The sequence below is a fragment of the Nonomuraea maritima genome, assembly GCF_900100395.1.
In the GTDB taxonomy this organism is placed as follows: domain Bacteria; phylum Actinomycetota; class Actinomycetes; order Streptosporangiales; family Streptosporangiaceae; genus Nonomuraea; species Nonomuraea maritima.
The window spans coordinates 145,946-163,881 of the sequence record NZ_FNFB01000002.1 but is presented as its reverse complement, the minus strand read 5'-3'; the positions used below and the strand labels follow the sequence as shown (position 1 = coordinate 163,881).

The 17,936-nt window shown below is 72.3% G+C and carries 17 protein-coding genes; 2 read left to right on the top strand and 15 right to left on the bottom strand.

Features of this window, described 5'->3' with window-relative positions:
• Positions 1-11: 11 nt before the first annotated feature.
• Positions 12-1,397, top strand: a complete 1,386-nt coding sequence (locus BLR04_RS04370) for a sensor histidine kinase (protein WP_245740022.1) — start codon at positions 12-14, stop codon at positions 1,395-1,397.
• Positions 1,394-1,900 (top strand): hypothetical protein, encoded by a 507-nt coding sequence (locus BLR04_RS04365; RefSeq protein ID WP_090759836.1) that lies wholly within the window; start codon positions 1,394-1,396, stop codon positions 1,898-1,900. Before BLR04_RS04370 ends, BLR04_RS04365 begins: the two co-directional genes overlap by 4 nt.
• Here BLR04_RS04365 and phoH2 read toward each other — a convergent pair whose 3' ends face one another.
• The 15 genes from phoH2 to BLR04_RS04290 all read right to left on the bottom strand — a co-directional run bounded on the left by phoH2 (position 1,901) and on the right by BLR04_RS04290 (position 17,897).
• Positions 1,901-3,220, bottom strand: a complete 1,320-nt coding sequence (phoH2, locus tag BLR04_RS04360) for an RNA 5'-3' helicase PhoH2 (protein ID WP_281191299.1) — start codon at positions 3,218-3,220, stop codon at positions 1,901-1,903.
• 207 nt (positions 3,221-3,427) lie between these two features.
• Complete coding sequence (locus BLR04_RS04355; RefSeq protein WP_090759833.1) at positions 3,428-4,189, bottom strand: isoprenyl transferase; 762 nt, start codon at positions 4,187-4,189, stop codon at positions 3,428-3,430.
• Positions 4,190-4,236: 47 nt separating this feature from the next.
• Positions 4,237-4,782, bottom strand: a complete 546-nt coding sequence (locus BLR04_RS04350) for a hypothetical protein (protein ID WP_090759830.1) — start codon at positions 4,780-4,782, stop codon at positions 4,237-4,239.
• A 40-nt stretch (positions 4,783-4,822) separates the two neighbouring features.
• Positions 4,823-5,713, bottom strand: a complete 891-nt coding sequence (locus tag BLR04_RS04345; protein ID WP_090759828.1) for a DUF7064 domain-containing protein — start codon at positions 5,711-5,713, stop codon at positions 4,823-4,825.
• A gap of 55 nt (positions 5,714-5,768) precedes the next feature.
• Complete coding sequence (locus tag BLR04_RS04340) at positions 5,769-6,119, bottom strand: SCO6045 C-terminal-like domain-containing protein (protein ID WP_218128715.1); 351 nt, start codon at positions 6,117-6,119, stop codon at positions 5,769-5,771.
• Positions 6,116-6,928, bottom strand: a complete 813-nt coding sequence (locus BLR04_RS04335; protein WP_090760715.1) for an MbnB/TglH/ChrH family RiPP precursor modification enzyme — start codon at positions 6,926-6,928, stop codon at positions 6,116-6,118. The genes BLR04_RS04340 and BLR04_RS04335 overlap by 4 nt, the downstream gene beginning before the upstream one ends.
• Position 6,929: 1 nt before the next feature.
• A complete protein-coding gene (locus BLR04_RS04330) occupies positions 6,930-7,940 on the bottom strand; it encodes a TIGR04222 domain-containing membrane protein (protein WP_176902929.1) in 1,011 nt (336 codons plus the stop codon).
• Positions 7,941-8,044: 104 nt separating this feature from the next.
• Positions 8,045-8,782, bottom strand: coding sequence for a respiratory nitrate reductase subunit gamma (gene narI / locus BLR04_RS04325; protein ID WP_090759824.1), 738 nt, complete (start codon positions 8,780-8,782; stop codon positions 8,045-8,047).
• Positions 8,782-9,396 carry a nitrate reductase molybdenum cofactor assembly chaperone gene (gene narJ / locus BLR04_RS04320; RefSeq protein ID WP_090759822.1) on the bottom strand — a complete coding sequence of 205 codons (615 nt, stop codon included), beginning with the start codon at positions 9,394-9,396 and terminating at the stop codon, positions 8,782-8,784. Before narJ ends, narI begins: the two co-directional genes overlap by 1 nt.
• Positions 9,393-11,030, bottom strand: coding sequence for a nitrate reductase subunit beta (gene narH, locus BLR04_RS04315; protein ID WP_090759820.1), 1,638 nt, complete (start codon positions 11,028-11,030; stop codon positions 9,393-9,395). Before narH ends, narJ begins: the two co-directional genes overlap by 4 nt.
• Complete coding sequence (locus tag BLR04_RS04310) at positions 11,030-14,671, bottom strand: nitrate reductase subunit alpha (RefSeq protein WP_090759818.1); 3,642 nt, start codon at positions 14,669-14,671, stop codon at positions 11,030-11,032. The genes narH and BLR04_RS04310 overlap by 1 nt, the downstream gene beginning before the upstream one ends.
• A gap of 95 nt (positions 14,672-14,766) precedes the next feature.
• Positions 14,767-15,234: a CBS domain-containing protein gene (locus BLR04_RS04305; protein ID WP_090759816.1), complete on the bottom strand. Its 468-nt coding sequence runs from the start codon at positions 15,232-15,234 to the stop codon at positions 14,767-14,769.
• Positions 15,231-16,070 carry a universal stress protein gene (locus BLR04_RS04300; protein WP_090759814.1) on the bottom strand — a complete coding sequence of 280 codons (840 nt, stop codon included), beginning with the start codon at positions 16,068-16,070 and terminating at the stop codon, positions 15,231-15,233. Before BLR04_RS04300 ends, BLR04_RS04305 begins: the two co-directional genes overlap by 4 nt.
• 215 nt (positions 16,071-16,285) lie before the next feature.
• The gene (locus BLR04_RS04295; RefSeq protein WP_090759812.1) at positions 16,286-16,810 is read right to left on the bottom strand and encodes a DoxX family membrane protein; all 525 of its coding nucleotides are present in this window, start codon (positions 16,808-16,810) and stop codon (positions 16,286-16,288) included.
• Between the two features lie 121 nt (positions 16,811-16,931).
• Positions 16,932-17,897, bottom strand: a complete 966-nt coding sequence (locus BLR04_RS04290) for an AraC family transcriptional regulator (RefSeq protein WP_090759810.1) — start codon at positions 17,895-17,897, stop codon at positions 16,932-16,934.
• Positions 17,898-17,936 lie beyond the last annotated feature (39 nt).

The window sequence follows — 17,936 nt, the reverse complement described above, 5'->3', positions numbered from 1 at the left end:
TACCGACAGGGTTGCGCGCCCGTCTGGTCATCACCTTCACGCTCGTCGCCGTCACCGCCACGCTGGTCGTCGCCGGCATCGGGTACGAACTCGCGAAGTCCGCGCTGGTCACCAGGGCCGAGAGCACCGCGATCGACCTGGTGACCCGGCAGCTGAGCGGCATCACGTTCCCCGTCGGCACGCTGCGGCCCGGCGAGGCCGCGCCGACGCAGCGGGAGCTCGACCGCCTGGCCCAGACGTTCAACGGACCGGGCCGCAGCGTGGTGGTCGAGTACGACGGCATGGTCTCCTCCAACGGCCCCCTGACCCGCGACGACGTGCCCAACGAGCTGTACGGCCGGGCGAACCAGAGCCTCGTCGCCCAGCGGACGACGATCCACGACGAGCTCTACCTGATCGTGGGCGCCGAGGTCTACCGCGCGGACGACGGCCGGGCCGAGGCCACTGGCCTGCGCGCGTTCGTCTTCTTCCCCATGCGCGACGACGAACACCGGCTCGACGCGCTCAGGAGCACGCTGGCCAGGGCGAGCCTGCTCATCGTGCTCGTCGCCCTCGTGGTCGCCCTGCTGTCGGCGCGGCGGGTGCTGCTGCCGGTCAGGCGGCTCAGCGCGGCCGCCCAGGCGCTCGGGCAGGGCCGGCTCGACACCCGCCTGCCCGTGCACGGCCAGGACGAGCTGGCCGAGCTCACCGTCAGGTTCAACGACGCGGCGGCGGCGCTGGAGCTGAGCGTGGCCGAGCTGCGCTCGCTGGAGGCGATGTCCCGCAGATTCGTCGCGGACGTCTCCCACGAGCTGCGTACGCCGCTCACGGCCATGACCGCGGTGGCCGACATGCTCTCGGAGGAGGCCGCCCGGCTCCCGGAGGCGCCCGCGCAGGCCGTCAGGCTGGTGCTGCGGGAGATCGAGCGCCTGCGCGAGCTGGTCGAGCAGCTCATCGAGGTCAGCCGCTTCGACGCGGGCACGGCCACGCTGAACCTGGAGCCGGTGACCGTGGCCGACGCCGTCGCCGACTGCCTGAGCATGCGCGGGTGGACGGACCAGGTGACGGTGAAGACGTCGCTGGGCCTGACGGTGAACCTCGACCTCGGCAGGTTCGACGTCATCGTGGCCAACCTCGTCGGCAACGCACTCAAGCACGGCGCTCCCCCGGTCGTGATCAGCGCCCGCGGCACCGACAACGGGCTGGAGGTGAAGGTGCGCGACCACGGCGCCGGCATCCCGGCCGAGGCATTGCCGCACGTCTTCGACCGCTTCTTCAAGGCCGGCCGGGGCCGCAGCCACGGCAGTGGCCTCGGCCTGTCCATCGCCAAGGCCAACGTCCTGCTGCACGGCGGCACGATCTCCGTACGCCCGCAGCACCCAGGAACCCTCTTCACGGTCTGGCTGCCGCACGCATGAGGACCACCCGCGCCGCGCTCCTGCCGGCCCTGCTGGCCCTGGCGGTCGCCTGCGGCATCGCGCCCACCGACGTGCAGGACCGGGGCCAGGCCCCCACGGTCAGCATCCCGCCGCCGTCCAGGACGATCTATCTGATCAAGGACGGGCACCTGGCCCTGGCGCCGGCCGACGTCGCGGACGACACCGTCAACAGCCTGCTCGGAGCCCTTTTCGCGGCCTCCGACCAGCCGCTCGGCGACCGGATCACCGCGCTGCGCGGGTTCACGTACCTGCGGACCACGAGCTCCATCAACCCGGTGCAGCGGGACGAGGTGCAGCTGCCGCGCACCTCGGCGCTGACCGTCCACATCAGCGGCGATCGCCTGCTGAGCAGGCTCGGCAAGGCGCAGATCGTCTGCACCGCCCAGCAGGACGCCGCCCTGGAGAGCGTCAGCATCGTCGTGGAGAACGCGAACCGCCCCCCGAAGAACGAGGGGCGGTACACGTGCGGGGAGCTGAAGTGATCACATGGTGATGTCTTCGAGCATCTCCGTCACCAGCGCGGCGATCGGCGAACGCTCCGAGCGGGTCAGCGTGACGTGCGCGAACAGCGGGTGGCCCTTGAGCTTCTCGACCACCGCGACGACCCCGTCGTGCCGTCCGACGCGCAGGTTGTCGCGCTGCGCCACGTCATGGGTGAGCACGACGCGCGAGTTGGCGCCGATGCGGCTGAGCACCGTCAGCAGCACCCCGCGCTCGAGCGACTGGGCCTCGTCCACGATCACGAACGCGTCGTGCAGCGACCGGCCACGGATGTGCGTCAGCGGGAGCACCTCGAGCATCCCCCGGTCGAGCACCTCCTCGATCACCTCGGGCGAGGTGATCGCGCCGAGCGTGTCGTAGACCGCCTGGGCCCACGGGCCCATCTTCTCGCCCTCGGTGCCGGGCAGGTAGCCCAGCTCCTGGCCGCCGACGGCGTAGATCGGGCGGAAGACGACGACCTTGCGGTGCTGACGGCGCTCCAGGACGGCCTCCAGGCCCGCGCAGAGCGCCAGCGCCGACTTGCCGGTGCCGGCCCGGCCGCCGAGCGAGACGATGCCGATCTCCGGGTCCATGAGCAGTTCGAGCGCGACCCGCTGCTCGGCCGAGCGGCCGTGCAGGCCGAAGACCTCGCGGTCGCCGCGGACCAGGCGTACGGACTTGTCGGGCTGCACCCGGCCGAGCGCCGAGCCCTTGGCCGACAGCAGCCGCAGGCCCGTGTGGGCGGGCAGCTCCCTTGCCTCCTCGACGTCGGCGGTGCCGTGCTCGAAGAGCGTCTCGACGTCCTCGGCCGTGACCTGGATCTCGGCCATCCCCGTCCAGCCGGACTCGTCCACGAGCTCGGCGCGGTACTCCTCGGCCGCCAGGCCGATGGAGGCCGCCTTGACCCGCATCGGCAGGTCCTTGGAGACGAGGACCACGTCGCAGCCCTCCGCGGCGAGCGAACGCGCGACCGTCAGGATGCGCGTGTCGTTGTCGCCCAGGCGGAACCCCACGGGCAGAATGGACGGGTCGCTGTGGTTGAGCTCAACCCTGATCGTGCCGTCGCCGGTGGGCATCGCCTCGTCCAGCCGCCCGTACTTGATACGCAGATCATCGAGGTAGCGCAGCGCCTTCCTCGCGAAGTAGCCGAGTTCGGGGTGGTGCCGCTTTCCCTCCAGTTCTGTGATGACCACGATGGGAAGGACGACGTCGTGCTCGGCGAAGCGGGTCATTGCCGCCGGGTCGGCCAGCAAGACTGAGGTGTCCAGGACGTACGTGCGCTTGGCCGGCTGGTGAGTAGGGTTGCTCGAGGACACTGCCACACGTTCTCCCCCGGGCGCCCAGTTGGTACGGGCACCCTGCAGACGAGGTGGGAATCGGACCGGTCCCGCGTCCCCGACCGCGAACGCCGTCGGCGCCGGAGGCCCGGCCCCCTCAGCAGATCGTGGTGCAAAGGCGGGCCCTCTCCGAAATGTCCGGCCTGTGACCGGACACTTGCAACGTTACGTCCTGAATACCCGAATGTCGCGTCAGGAACCGTAACGCCGGTGTCTCGCAGCGTAGTCGCGCAGCGCCCGCAGGAAGTCGACCCTGCGGAAGTCGGGCCAGTACGCCTCATGGAAGTAGAACTCCGAATGAGCGCTCTGCCACAGCATGAAGCCCGACAGGCGCTGCTCGCCCGAGGTCCGGATGAGGAGGTCCGGGTCGGGTTGGCCGCGAGTGTAGAGATGCTCCGCGATGTGCTCGACATCGAGCACCTCGACGAGGTCCTCGATGCTCGCCCCCTTGCTCGCTTGCTCCTGGAGCAGTGAGCGCACCGCATCGGCAATCTCACGCCTTCCTCCATACCCAACTGCAACGTTCACAATCAGGCCTGGACGGTTTGATGAGGCTTCTTTTGCATTTTTTAGGACATTGGCCGTGCGATCCGGGAGAAGGTCGAGCGCGCCCACCGGGATGATCCGCCAGCCCTCGGCGACGAGTTCGCGGGTCACGTCCTCGATGATGCGCAGCAGCGGCTCCAGTTCCTCCCTGGGCCGGTTGAGGTTGTCGTTGGACAGCATCCAGACGGTGACGACCTCGACGCCGGTCTCACGGCACCACTGCAGCAGCTCCGAGATCTTGTCGGCGCCCTTGCGGTGACCGGACGACACGTCGTTCATCCCCATGGCACGCGCCCAGCGGCGGTTGCCGTCGATGATGACACCGACGTGCCGCGGAATGCCGTCCTTGGACAGCTTGGCCTCCAGCCGTCGTTCGTACAGCCGGTAGACCAGGTCGCGCAGGCCCACGGAGTGCCTCCCCAGCGATGCTGTGATATCGCCCCAAAACCCAATTATCACCGCGAATCGCCCATGCCTGCGCCTTTTACGGCATTCCTCTCTTGATCGCCACCTTCCAGACACCCTTCCGCCTCCCGGACGAGCTGCCGGATGAAGGCCGACAGCTCCGCCGACGTCAGCACCGCCCGCGTGCCCGCGCCGGTCGAGCCCCAGGCCTCGACGTACGCCCGTCTCGTCAGCCGCCACTCGCCGCACGCGGGCTGCCACACCGGGATCGTCCTGAGCTGGCAGCGCAGCTCGCCGCCCTCGGCGCCGGTCCGCGTGCGGTAGCGGAAGGAGAACAGCTCACCGTCGGGTTCGGCGACCGGGAAACGATCGTCAGGATCGGCCCAGCGCCGCGCCGCGTCCCCGCCCCGGCGCGCGTCATCGACGCCGCGCGCCAGCCGTTCCAGCAGCCAGCCGCAGCGCTCCCCCACGCTCCCGTACGGCGTCCCGTCGCGGTGCAGCTCCAACGTGACCTCGTACGGCGTGCCGACGCTGTCGGTGCACGCGACAGGCGTGACGCTCAGGTACGAGCCGTCCATGCAGCGCAGTCCCCCCATGGCCTGCACCGTTTCCGGTCGAAACTCGGCTAAACGCGCGTCAGGCCTGCTGAGACGGCTGCCACAGGTGGTCGCGCCAGCCCGGCGGCTGGTGCCATTCCGTCCAGCCCCAGCCGGTACGCCCGTCCTCGGACTCGAAGCGGCACATGGCCCGGGGGAACTCCGCCACCTTCCCGTCGGGCGAGGTCAGGGTCACGGGGGCGAAGGCGACGGGACGCACCGTGGTGGCGCGGCCGGGGAAGCCCAGCACGGTCTCGGACGGCCGGTCGCCGTCGAACACGGTCGCCGCCGAGAAGCCGGCCACGTGCTCCAGCTCGCCGCCCGGGGGCACCGCGAACGCCGGCCAGGGCAGCTCCATGCCGAAGTTGGGGCGCATGCCGTGGACGAAGGAGCCGTCCTCCAGCCGGCCGCTGCTCCACAGCCACGAGATCGACCACCAGTCGCGCACGCCCCAGCTGTGGTCGCGCTCGCCGTACCCGCGGAAGGGGACGCCGCCGATCGTGCCGGTGACCACGCAGGGCACCTCGTAGCGCGGCGTGATCGCGTAGCCGTAGACGCCGCCCTCCGTACGCCATTCGAGGTCGAGGGAGAGCTCCTTGGAGGCCAGGTGGACGCGGGCGGACCGGAAGCGCTCGACGGTGGCGTGGGAGGCCGTGTAGCCGTCGCCGGAGACGGACAGGCCGGGGCCGGGCAGCGGCGCCTCGTGGTCGATCACCGCCACCCGCTCCCCGTCGGCGGTCACGAGGCAGGCCCAGTACCAGGCGCGCCCCCACGCGGGGTAGAGGCCGAGGCGGACGTAGCCGCCCAGGCTGCCGTCCTCGGCGACGAAGTCGTAGTACCAGGACTCGTTCCACAGCGGCTCGCCGCCGGGCTCGTGCCGTCCCTCGTCCTCGGGTGCCAGGGGCCACTCGCCCATGTTGACGATCCGCATGCCGCCTCCCAAGCGCTTGCTGTGATCATCAGCTTAGGCCGCGGCCGCCCGCCGGTCACGGGGACGATCGTCTGGACCACCACCGGCGCCGGGGCCTCGCGGCGGGCATCCGGCCGCGCGCGACCAGCCAGGCGGCGAAGTCGTCGGCATCGGCGCGGTAGCCGGACGGCGGGGCGGCGCGGGCCCGCGCGTACGCGGCGAACTCCGCCGCCAGCTCGGGACCGGCCGCCTCGGCCGCGTCGGGACGGATGCGGGCCACGATCGCGCGCCGCTTGGCCACCAGGCTCGCCGACTGCGCCCGCAGCCGTTCGCGGTCGAACCCGGCGGGCGCCTCTCCCCCGGCGACCAGCGCCGCGACCAGCCGCCGCTGCGCCTCCCCCAGCCTGCGTCGCGACTCCTCGCTCACCGCGAGATCCCGGCGGCCATCGCCGACCTGATCCGCGCCAGCTCGTCCAGCAGGACGTCGTCCGGCGGGTACGCGTCGTCCCACTCCAGCAGCACCCCCGGCGGCTCGGTACGGGCGCACAGCTCGGCGAGCAGGTCGAGGACGGCCTGCGGCGCGCGGGCCGTGTGCGTGTCGTGCCAGAGGCCGCCGTGCTCCAGCCCACCGGCGACGTGCACGTACGCGAGGTGCTCCAGCGGCAGCGCGTCGAGCGCCGCCACCGCGGACAGGCCGAGGTTGACCTGGTTGGTGTGCAGGTTGGCCACGTCGACGAGCAGCCCCACGCCGGTGCGCTCGACCAGCTCGGCCAGGAACTCGGCCTCGGTGAGCTCGTCGTCCGGCCAGCAGAAGAGGGCGGCGACGTTCTCCAGGGCCAGCGGGACCGGCAGGGCCTCCTGGGCCAGGCGCACGTTCTCGGCGACGATCCGCAGCGCCTCCCTCGTCCGCGGCACCGGCAGCAGGTGCCCGGCCTCGGCTCCACCGCCGCGGACGAACGCCAGGTGCTCGCTGACCAGCGGCGCGTCCAGAGCACGCGCGCAGGCGGCCAGGCGGGCGAGGCGGGCCTGGGAGGGCCGCTCGGCGTCCCCGATGCCGAGCGACACCCCGTGCGGGATCACCGGGAGGCCCCGCGCCCGCAGCACCTCCAGCGACTCGGGCAGCTGCCAGGGATCGATGTTCTCGGCGACGACCTCGACGAAGCCGACGCCCGCCATCCGCTCGATCGTCAGGTCGAGCTCCGGCCGCCACCCGATGCCCACGCCCAGCCCGCGCACGTCAGCACCCTCCCCCGCCACAGCCGCCGCCTCCGCCACAGCCCGAACCCCCACCGCAGCTCGAGCTCCCGCCGCCGCAGCTGACCGGCGAGGAGGACGACGTGTACGACTGCCCGCCTCCGCTTCCCGACGAACCGTACGAACCTCCCCTGGACGACGCCGACGGCACCGATGGCGCCGCGGCGAGCGGCGGGGGGTTGAACGCCTCGTACAGGAGCGAGTCGTGGCCCAGCTCGGCGCAACCGTGCAGCGCGACGACGAGATGGACCTCCACGCTCCCCGGGGGATGCTCGCGCTCGGCCGCGGCGAGCACCCTGCGTCCCGCCTCGGTCAGCACCGGCGCGGCGAGCGCCCGCCGGCGCGCGCGTCGCGGCGTCAGTGTCGCGACCGGACGGTAGACCGGGCCGTAGGCGTAGGCGCTCACCGCCATCCCGACGTACGCCGCCAGGCCGAACGCGAGCAGGAAGAACGCCAGGGCGGCCACCGGCGCCGGGTCCCCGCCCCCGGCCACCAGCAACAGCCCGGCGAGGCCGGCTCCAGGCAGCGCCAGGCCGGCGACCAGCCGCACCCACAGCCGCAGCATGTCGATGCGGTGGAGCAGGGAGTCCGGACGGACCAGGCCGCGCTCCGCGAGCTCCTGGCCGAGCGCGTCCATCACCCGGGCGTGGGCGACCTGCTCGGCGAGCGTCCGCACCGCCGATCCTGCGGGGGACACCTTCGCGAGTACGGCGTCCTCGATCGGATGGCTCGGCCTGAAGCCGCCGGCGACGGCGTGCACGAGCCCCCCGCGCGACGCGCGCAGGACCCCCGTCTCGGCCAGCAGCACGATGGCCGTCTCCGCCACGCGGCGCGCGCCCGCGGCCAGGTACGCCAGCTCGTAGTGCCCGGCTTCCGATGGGCGGCGACTCGCCTCGATCGCGCGTAAGGCGGTGAGAACCCGCCGGAACGAGTGAACCACGTGGCCGGCGAACACCGCCATGGCCACGGAAAGGACCAGGATGACCAGATCCATGTACGGCCTCCCCTCCAGGACCGTTGGTTCCTGCTGTCGGATGTGACCCGTACTGCCGACAGTAAGAATCGCCATGGCCCGGCCAGGGGTTTAGCACTATTTGCTCACGACTTCTTCGCCCGCGTCACCGGGTTCAGCGGTTCCCAGCCGCGCCGGGCGGCGGGACGCCCCTCGTCCCTGCTGCGGTAGACGATGTAGGGCCGGGTCAGGTAGCCGAGCGGCGCGGTGAGCATGTGCACCAGCCGGGTGAACGGCCAGATGGTGAACAGCACCAGCGCACTGAGCGCGTGCAGTTGGAACAGCGGCGGCACGCCGGTCATCAGCGCCGGGTCGGGCTGGAGCAGGAAGATCGACCGGAACCACGGGGAGACGGTGGTGCGGTAGTCGTAGCCGCCGCCCGCGATGTTGGCCAGGACGGTGGCGGCCAGGCCGAGGACGATGGTGAGGGTCAGGACCGCGTACATGAGCTTGTCGTTGCGGGTGGTGGCGGTGAAGACCGGGCCGACCGTACGGCGCCGGTAGATCAGGATCGCCAGGCCGCCCACGGTGGCGACGCCCGCGACCGCGCCGAGCACGACGGCCAGGAGGTGGTAGAGGTGCTCGCCGACGCCCACGGCCTCGGTCCAGCTCTTGGGGATCACCAGGCCGCCGACGTGGCCGAGTGCCACCACGAGGATGCCGAAGTGGAACAGCGGGCTGCCGACCCGCAGCAGGCGCGACTCGTACAGCTGCGAGGACCTGGTCGTCCAGCCGAACTTGTCGTAGCGGTAGCGCCAGAGGTGGCCGAGCACGAACACGGTCAGCGCCACGTACGGCGCGACCACCCACAGCAGCACGCTCATCAGCCGGCCTCCATGATCGCGTACGGTTCCAGGCCGACGGCCTCGGCCGGCGGGCCATCGGCGGCCAGGCGCGCCGCGGTCTCCCGCGCGCGGGCGCCGGCCGGGGGCAGCGTGGCCAGCACGGCGGCGACGACGCCCGCGTACGGGGAGCGCTCCTCGTCCAGGGCCGCGCGCAGCACCTCCAGGCCGGCGCGGTGCTCGGTCATCAGCCGCCGGGCCTGCCGGACGGCTCCGCGCGCCGACAGCTCGCACACCACGGCGAGGTGGTCGGGCAGCTCACCGTCGGTGAGCTCGAAACCCGCCGCGCGCAGGGCGTGCTTGAAGCGCAGCAACGCGGCGCCGCGCTTGCGGGTGTCGCCGTAGGCGTAGTACGTGAGGTACGGGCAGCAGCGCCGCTTCAGGTCGAACGTCGCCACGTAGTGGGCGGCCAGCAGCGCCGGGTCGGTCGCGGCCGCGTGCGTGAGGAAGGCGGCCAGCCGCTCCCGCGTCTCGCCCGCCGGCAGGCCGGTCACCTCGGCGGCCAGCACGTCCAGCCCGTCGTGCAGGCGCTCGTCGGGGTAGGCGAGCAGCACTGAGGCCACCATGTGGGCGGTGCGCAGGTGCCGTTCCCTCATCTCTTCCTCCTGGGGAACAGCCCGTCGGGCGTGCCCTTGCCGTCCCAGTTGAGCAGGTTGACGCGGCCGTGCAGGTCGTCGGCGGCGTCCAGGTCGTCGCTCTCCTGCCGTTCGCGCAGCGCGTGGAAGCTCTCCACCGCGACCGGCGCCGGCCGCCCCGACGCCTCGCCGAACGGCCCGGTCATGCCGGGGCCGCCCTCGTAGTCGAGGCTGCAACCGGTGGCGAGCTCCTCCAGCTGCGCGCCCTGCTCGGCGTGCGCCGTGGGGATGACGTACCGCTCGCCGTAGGGGGCGAGGGCCAGCAGGCGGTGCATGTCCTCGACCTGCGCGCCGCTCATCCCCACGGCGCTGGCGATCGACTCGTCGGGGTCCTGCCCGAGGTTGAGGCGGCGCATGTACGAGCGCATCGCGGCGAGCCGGCGCAGCACCGCCCGCACGGGCCCTGGGTCACCGGCGGTGAACAGCTCGGCCAGGTAGCCGATCGGGATGCGCAGGGCGTCGATGGCGCCGAACAGGTTGCCCGCGTCCTCGCCGTCGTGGCCGGTGCCGGCCAGCACGTCCACGACCGGCGACAGCGGCGGGATGTACCAGACCATCGGCATCGTCCGGTATTCCGGGTGCAGCGGCAGCGCCACGCCGAGATCGAAGATCAGCTTGTGGACGGGCGACCGGCGGGCGGCCTCCAGCCAGTCGTCGGGGATGCCTTCGGCGCGGGCGGCGGCGGCCACCTCGGGGTCGTGCGGGTCGAGCAGGACGCTCTTCTGCGCCTCGTACAGGTCCTTCTCGTCGGGGGTGGCGGCCGCCGCGGCCACCCGGTCGGCGTCGTACAGGACGAGCCCGATGTAGCGCAGCCGTCCCACGCACGTCTCGGAGCAGACCGTGGGGATGCCCACCTCGACCCGGGGGAAGCAGAACGTGCACTTCTCGGCTTTCCCGGTGCGGTGGTTGAAGTACACCTTCTTGTACGGGCAGCCCGTCACGCACATCCGCCACCCCCGGCAGCGGTCCTGGTCGACCAGGACGATGCCGTCCTCCGAGCGCTTGTACAGCGCGCCCGACGGGCAGGAGGCCACGCAGGACGGGTTGAGGCAGTGCTCGCAGATGCGCGGCAGGTAGAACATGAAGGCCCGCTCGAACTCCAGCGTGACCTGGCCCGACACCTTGCGCAGCACCGGGTCGGGTGAGGGGTCGCCGGCCAGGTTGTCGTCCCAGTTCGCGCTCCAGCTGATCTTGGTGGGCTCGCCGGTGATGAGCGAACGGGGCCGCGCCACCGGGGCGTCGGCCTGCATGGGCGCGGAGAACAGCCGGTCGTAGTCGTACGTCCAGGGCTCGTAGTAGTCCTGGAGGGACGGCATCAGCGGGTTGGCGAAGATGGTCAGAAGCTTCCGCACCCGCCCGCCCGCCTTCAGGCTCAGCCGGCCGCGCCGGTTGAGCTCCCAGCCGCCCTTCCACCTCTCCTGGTCCTGGTAGGTACGGGGATAGCCCTGGCCGGGGCGGGTCTCGACGTTGTTGAACCAGACGTACTCGGTGCCGGCCCTGTTGGTCCAGGCCTGCTTGCAGGTGACCGAGCAGGTGTGGCAGCCGATGCACTTGTCCAGGTTCATGACCATGGCCAGCTGTGCCATGACGCGCATCAGTACTCGACCTCCTGGCTGCGGCGGCGGATCATGGTGACCTCGTCGCGCTGGTTGCCGGTCGGCCCGAGGTAGTTGAACGCGAAGCTCAGCTGGGCGTAGCCGCCGATCAGGTGGGTGGGTTTGACCATCAGGCGGGTGAGCGAGTTGTGGATGCCGCCGCGCAGGCCCGAGATCTCGCTCTTCGGCACGTCCACCACCCGCTCCTGCGCGTGGTGCATGTACACCGTGCCCTCCGGCATGCGGTGCGAGACGACGGCACGGGCGACCACGACGCCGTTGCGGTTGACGGCCTCCACCCAGTCGTTGTCGGCGACCCGCGCCCTGGCCGCGTCGGACGGGCTCATCCAGATCGTCGGCCCGCCGCGCGACAGCGTGAGCATGAGCAGGTTGTCCTGGTACTCCGAGTGGATCGACCACTTCGAGTGCGGGGTGAGGTAGCGCACGACGACGCCCTGCGCGCCGCCAGAGCCGAGGGCGGGCTCGCCGAACAGCGCGGCCATGTCCAGCGGCGGCCGGTAGACGGGCAGCGCCTCGCCCGCCTCGTGCATCCAGTCGTGGTCGAGGTAGAAGTGCTGGCGGCCGGTGAGGGTGTGCCAGGGTTTGCGGTGCTCGACGTTGAGCGTGAACGGCGCGTAGCGGCGGCCGCCCGCCTCGCTGCCGGACCATTCCGGTGACGTCGTCACCGGAACCGGCCGGGCCTGGGTGTCGGCGAACGTGATCCGCTTGTGCTCGTCGGCCAGACCGTCGAACGAGGTGCCGGTGCGCGCGGCCAGCGTGGCGAACCCCTGCGCGGCCAGGCGGCCGTTCGTGGTGCCCGACAGGGCCAGGATCGCCTCGCACAGGTCGACGTCGCGGGCCAGGGACGGACGGCCGCCGGCGGTGGTGCCGTTCACCCGGGCCAGCCGGCCGATCTCGCCGGAGACGTCGTACGTCAGTCCTTTGGTGGTGGCGCCCAGCCGCTCCAGCAGCGGGCCGAGGGCGGCCATCCGCTCCGCCACGGCCGCGTAGTCGCGCTCGACGGTCACCACCTTGGGGAAGTCGCGTCCGGGCGTGGGCGGCCGTCCCGCCGCCCGCCAGTCGCGGACCCGCCCGTACGGGGTGGCCAGCTCGTCAGGCGTGTCGTGCAGCAGCGGCGCGGCGACCACGTCTGTGCGGGTGCCCAGACGGGTCGCGGCGAGGTCGCTGAAGGCACGGGCGATGGCGTGGAAGGCGGCGAAGTCGGTACGGGTCTGCCAGGGCGGGTCGATCGCCGGCGTGAAGGCGTGCACGAACGGGTGCATGTCGGTCGAGGACAGATCGTGCTTCTCGTACCAGGTCGCGGCGGGCAGCACGATGTCGGAGAACAGCGTGGTGGACGTCATCCGGAAGTCCAGCGACAGCAGCAGGTCGAGCTTGCCGCGCGGCGCCTCGTCCGTCCAGGCGAGGCTCGCCGGCCGCTGCGGCGGCGCGGCCTCCTGCGCGCGCACGGCGGAGTCGGCGCCCAGCAGATGGCGCAGGAAGTACTCGTTCCCCTTGGCCGACGAGCCGAACAGGTTCGCCCGCCACACGGTCAGCACGCGCGGCCAGTTCGCGGGCGCGTCGGGGTCCTCGCAGGCGAAGCCGAGCCGCCCCGCGGCGACCTCGTCGGCCACGTACGACCCGGCGTCGGCGCCCGCCGCGGCGGCCTCGTCGGCCAGGTCGAGTGGGTTGCGGTCGAAGGTCGGGTACGACGGCATCCAGCCCATGCGGGCCGAGTCGGCCAGCAGGTCGGCGGTGGCCTTGCCGGCGAACGCGCCCTCGCCGAGCGGCGAGCTGACGACGTCGGCCGGGTAGGTGTCGTAGCGCCACTGATCGGTGTGCAGGTACCAGTAGGCGGTGCTGATCATCTGCCGGGGCGGCCGCGACCAGTCGAGCCCGAACGCGAGCTGCGCCCACCCGGTGATCGGCCGGCATTTCTCCTGCCCGACGTAGTGCGCCCAGCCGCCGCCGTTGACGCCCTGGCAGCCGGTCAGCGTGGTCAGCGCCAGGAACGAGCGGTAGATCGTGTCGGCGTGGAACCAGTGGTTCGCCCCCGCCCCCATGATGATCATGGATCGGCCGCCCGATTCCTCGGCGTTCGCGGCGAACTCCCTGGCGATGCGGGCCGCCGCCGACGCCGGCACGCCGGTGACGGTCTCCTGCCAGGCCGGCGTGTACGGCTCCGCCGCGTCGTCGTACCCGGACGGCCAGCGTCCCGGCAGGCCGTCGCGGACCACCCCGTACTGGGCGAGCATCAGGTCGAGCACCGTGGTCACCAGGTGACCGCCCACTCGCCGCGCCGGCACGCCCCGCTCCAGCACCCCGTCGCCGTGGCCGTCGAAGCGCGGCAGCGCGACGGTGACAGGTTCCCCGCCGAGGGCGGTCAGCAGCGGGTCGGCCTCGCCCAGGTCGAGGTTCCAGCGGCCGCGCCCCCACTCGGAGTAGCGGAAGGCGAGCGAGCCGTTCGGCACGACCGGCTCGCCGGTCCGCCCGTCCAGCAGGACCGTGGCGAACGCCGCCGCCTCGCCGTCGTGCCCGAGGTCGGCCGCGGTGAGGAACTTGTCCGGCACGTACGATCCGTCCCGCTCCCGCAGGCGCACGAGGAACGGCAGGTCGGTGAACCGCTTGACGTAACCGGCGAAGGACGGCGTCAGCCGGTCGACGAAGAACTCCTTGAGGATCACGTGCCCCATGGCCATGGCCAGTGCGCCGTCCGTGCCCGGGTGGGGGGCCAGCCACTCGTCGGCGAACTTCGCTGCGTCGCTGTAGTCGGGCGAGAGCACCACCACCTTCTGGCCGCGGTAGCGCGCCTCCGCCAGGTAATGGGCGTCCGGCGTCCGGGTGACCGGCACGTTGGAGCCCCACACCAGCAGGTACGCCGCGTCCCACCAGTCGGCAGACTCCGGCACGTCCGTCTGGTCGCCGAACACCTGCGGGGAGGCCACCGGCAGATCGGCGTACCAGTCGTAGAACGACAGCATGGCGCCGCCGATCAGCGAGACGAACCGGGCGCCGACCGCGTGCGAGGCCATCGACATGGCGGGGATCGGGGAGAAGCCGGCCACGCGGTCGGGACCGTACGTCTTGATCGTGTGCACGTGGGCCGCCGCGACGATCTCGCAGGCCTCGTCCCAGGTGACGCGTACGAGCCCGCCCTTGCCCCGCGCCGACTGGTACCTGGTCCGCCTCGACGGGTCGGCGGTGATCTCGGCCCACGCCTCGACCGGGTCGCCGAGCCGCGCCCTGGCCTCGCGGTACATCTCCACCAGCACGCCGCGGGCGTACGGGTAGCGCACCCGCGTCGGGGAGTAGGTGTACCAGGAGAAGGCCGCGCCGCGCGGGCAGCCGCGCGGCTCGTACTCCGGCCGGTCGCCGCCCACGCTCGGGTAGTCGGTCTGCTGCGCCTCCCAGGTGATGATCCCGTCCTTGACGTAGACCTTCCACGAGCACGAGCCCGTGCAGTTCACCCCGTGCGTGGAGCGCACCACCTTGTCGTGGCTCCACCGGTCGCGGTAGAAGGCGTCCCCCTGACGCCCGCCCACCTGGTGCAGCGACCGGAGGTCGGCCGAGACCCGGCCCGGCCGCAGGTGCCGCCCGAGTTTCAGCAGCGCGTCGCTGACCGGCCCGTCCAGCTCCGACATGGGCACCCCTCTTCCGTCACAGACCCCGGCGTACCCGACGGATCGACTGCGCACGCCCCGCTCTCAGCAAGAGGTCCCCCTCGCTGAGGGGCGGATCACCCGCGTGGGGGCTGTACCGGTTCCAGGCGGAACATGCCGGTGACCACCTCACCCCGCTCCTGGGCGTCCCTGACACGTCCCGCGACCGCGGCCAGCACATCACGGGCGGTGATCAGGCCCACCGGCCCGTGGGCCGAGAGCACCGGCACCGCGTCCACGCCGGCGTCGAGCATCACGGCGGCGACCTTGGCCAGCGGGGTGTCCGGCCGGACGCTGGGCCGCGTCGCCCGTCGCAGTAGATCCCGCACGCGGCGGGCGGACTGCTCGTGCGGCCCGCCGGACCAGGAGGCGGCCAGGTCCTCGCGCGTCAGGATGCCGAGCACGTGCGGACCGTCGACCACGGGCAGGTGGTGCACGCCGGCCTGGCGCATCAACTCCCAGGCCAGCAGCGGCGACTCCTCCGCTTTCACGGCCACCAGCACGCGGCTCATCACCTGGCCGGCGGTAACCGTCTCGGTGTTCACGACGCCTCCGCTCCGCGCGGCCGGACCACCGCGACCGGGCAGCTCACGTGGTGCAGCACGCCGTGGCTCACCGAGCCGAGCACGGCCGAGGCGAAGCCACCGCGGCCGCGCGAGCCCACCACGACGAGATCGGCGGTTCGCGCGGCCTGGACCAGGGCCGCCACCGGGTGCGTGTGCAGTTCCTCGTGGGTGATGGTGACGTCGGGGTCGCTCTGCTGCCAGGGAAGAATCCGTGCGCGCGCCGCCCGGCTCTCCTCCTCCAGCGCCTGCTCGATCAGCGGAGCGTAGGCGAGCGCGTACGGCGCGGGCATCGGCACCTGCCAGGCCGAAACCACGTGCAGCTCGGAGCGACGGGCTCTGGCCTGCTCGACGGCGTACGCCATGGCCGCCTGCGCGTGGTCGGATCCGTCGTATCCGACCACGACCCTGCCGTGCGCGCCGGCCGCGGGGCCGCGGACCACGACGACCGGCCCGGCCGCGTGCCCGGCCACGCCCATGCCGACGGAGCCGACGACCATCCCGGTGAACCCGCCGAGGCCGCGGCTGCCCAGCACCAGGGTGTCGGCCTGCCGGGACTCGCCGATGAGCGCGTCGATCACGTTCCCGGTCAGCAGTTCGGTGCCGACCTTGACGCCTTCGGCGAGTTCGCGCGCCCGGTCGGCGGCGTTCTCGAGAGTGGTCCGGCAGTACTCGACGCGCTCGTCGTACGGCCACGACTCCCCCACGTGCACGATGCGCAGGTCGAGTCTGCGGCGCTCGGCGTCAGCGGCTGCCCACTCCAGCGCCGCGGCGGCAGGCGCGGACCCGTCCACCGCGACCACGATCTGACCGGCCATCACTCATCTCCTTCACCGAACCGGATGTGTCATGTTCAGCCTGGCAAGGCCGGCGCCACGGCGCCGGAGGAGAAGGTCCACCGGCACAGTGCCATTGGTCCCGAACCCGGCGCGGGGCCCTGCCAGAGGTCGTCATGCCCCCCGTGCTGCCCGGCTCATGGACGCCACAACGCCCACCCCCTGGGCCGGGGGTGGGCGTTGTGGCGTGGTCTCGGCTACTTGAGCCAGCCGTTGCGCTGGACGACGGGCAGGTTCCCCAGGCCGAGGGTGGTGCCGGCGCCGGTGAGAGCCAGGCCGGCCAGCACGATCGCGTACACGATGTGGTCGTCGACGAAGGGGTTGGTCTCCAGGGGCAGCGCGGCGGCCCACATCAGGAGCAGCATCGCGCCGCCGGCGACGGCGGCGACGCGCGTTCCGACCCCGAGCACGAGCGCCAGGCCGACGCCTGCCAGGCCGGCCATGAACAGCCAGTCGACCCATGCCTGCCCCGCGAGGCTCGTGAAGAAGCCGCCCAGCGCGTGCTCGCCGGTGCCCTTGAGGAATCCGGTCGTCGGGCTGCCGCCCGCGAGCCACGCCTTGTCCGCGGGAGTGGCGAACCCCCAACCGAACGTCTTGTCCAGGAACGCCCACAGGAAGACCCACCCGATCGCGATCCGGGCGACCGCCCAGACGTAGTCCGCGGGTGTGCGCGCGGCCTTGCCGACGCCGATGTCCGTCGCGGGCCTGTGGATGGTGGCCATGGGGGGCCTGCCTCTCTGCCGTGTCGTGCGGTCCTGTTCGCGCCTCCATCACACCGTTCGCGCGGTCGTGAGATCAGTGCCGTACGGCCCGCGGCCGAAGGACGTTGGTCCTCATCACCGATCACGTCGCCGAGCCGAGGCCACTTCCGGACCGCACCGGCGCACCGAGCCGCCGGCGGTAGTCGCGCGGGGACGCGCCGGTGACCCGCTTGAACGCGTTGCTGAGCGCGCTCTCCGAGCCGTACCCGACCTCACGGGCGATCACCGCCACCGTTCCGTCGCCGCGGCGCAGGCGCTCGGCGGCGAGCTCGATCCGCCAGCCGCTCAGGTAGTTGAGCGGGCCCTGCCCGACGACCTGCTTGAACCGGGCGGCGAGCGTCGACCGCGACACCGCGGCGACCTCGGCCAGCTGCGCCACCGTCCAGGCATGCGCAGGACGGGCGTGCATGGCCCGCAGCGCCGGGGCCACGACCGGGTCAGCGAGTCCGGCCAGCCAGCCGGACACCTCGCCGGGCCCGGCGGCGGCCAGGTGGAGTCGCAGGACGTGGATGAGCATGACGAGGGCGAGATGCTCGGTGACGAGCGTCGAGGCGAGCGGCCGCGCGCGCAGTTCGGCGTCGATCTGGTCGAGCGCCCAGCGCACGGTGGCGGCCTCGGGGGTGCGGCCGGGCACGTGGATCAGCGGCGGGAGCCCGTCGAGCAGCAGCTCCTGGGCGCGCTCGCCGAAGTCGAACCGGCCGCCGAGGAACACGACGTCGTCGCCGGTGCCGACCCTGGCCGTGCCGTCGGTGGCCGCCACGAAGATCGGATGGGCCGGGACCGGCTCCACCCCCGGCCCGCCGGCCAGGATGAAGCTGCGCGGCTGGGTGAGCAGGAAGCAGTCGCCCTCGTCCAGCCGGATCGGCTCGGGCACGCCGTCGACGGTGAGCAGGCAGTGCCCGCGGCGTACGGCGTTGAACTTCACCCCCTGCGGCGGCTCGAACGCCACCGCCCACTCGCCGCCGGCCACCAGCCCGACCGACAGGTGGCCGGTCGCGCCGACGAGCGTGAGGACCTCTTCGAGGGGATCGGCACGTTGGACGTTCACGCAACTATGTTGGACCCGGAAGCATTCCCCGTCCAGTCA

Excerpts from the sequence above, each read along its gene's own strand:
- BLR04_RS04350 (WP_090759830.1), bottom strand. The coding sequence starts at position 4,782 with ATGGGGGGACTGCGCTGCATGGACGGCTCGTACCTGAGCGTCACGCCT.
- BLR04_RS04365 (WP_090759836.1), top strand. The coding sequence starts at position 1,394 with ATGAGGACCACCCGCGCCGCGCTCCTGCCGGCCCTGCTGGCCCTGGCG.
- BLR04_RS04310 (WP_090759818.1), bottom strand. The coding sequence starts at position 14,671 with ATGTCGGAGCTGGACGGGCCGGTCAGCGACGCGCTGCTGAAACTCGGG.
- BLR04_RS04330 (WP_176902929.1), bottom strand. The coding sequence starts at position 7,940 with ATGGATCTGGTCATCCTGGTCCTTTCCGTGGCCATGGCGGTGTTCGCC.
- narI (WP_090759824.1), bottom strand. The coding sequence starts at position 8,782 with ATGAGCGTGCTGCTGTGGGTGGTCGCGCCGTACGTGGCGCTGACCGTG.
- narH (WP_090759820.1), bottom strand. The coding sequence starts at position 11,030 with ATGCGCGTCATGGCACAGCTGGCCATGGTCATGAACCTGGACAAGTGC.
- narJ (WP_090759822.1), bottom strand. The coding sequence starts at position 9,396 with ATGAGGGAACGGCACCTGCGCACCGCCCACATGGTGGCCTCAGTGCTG.
- BLR04_RS04345 (WP_090759828.1), bottom strand. The coding sequence starts at position 5,713 with ATGCGGATCGTCAACATGGGCGAGTGGCCCCTGGCACCCGAGGACGAG.
- BLR04_RS04300 (WP_090759814.1), bottom strand. The coding sequence starts at position 16,070 with ATGGCCGGTCAGATCGTGGTCGCGGTGGACGGGTCCGCGCCTGCCGCC.
- BLR04_RS04295 (WP_090759812.1), bottom strand. The coding sequence starts at position 16,810 with ATGGCCACCATCCACAGGCCCGCGACGGACATCGGCGTCGGCAAGGCC.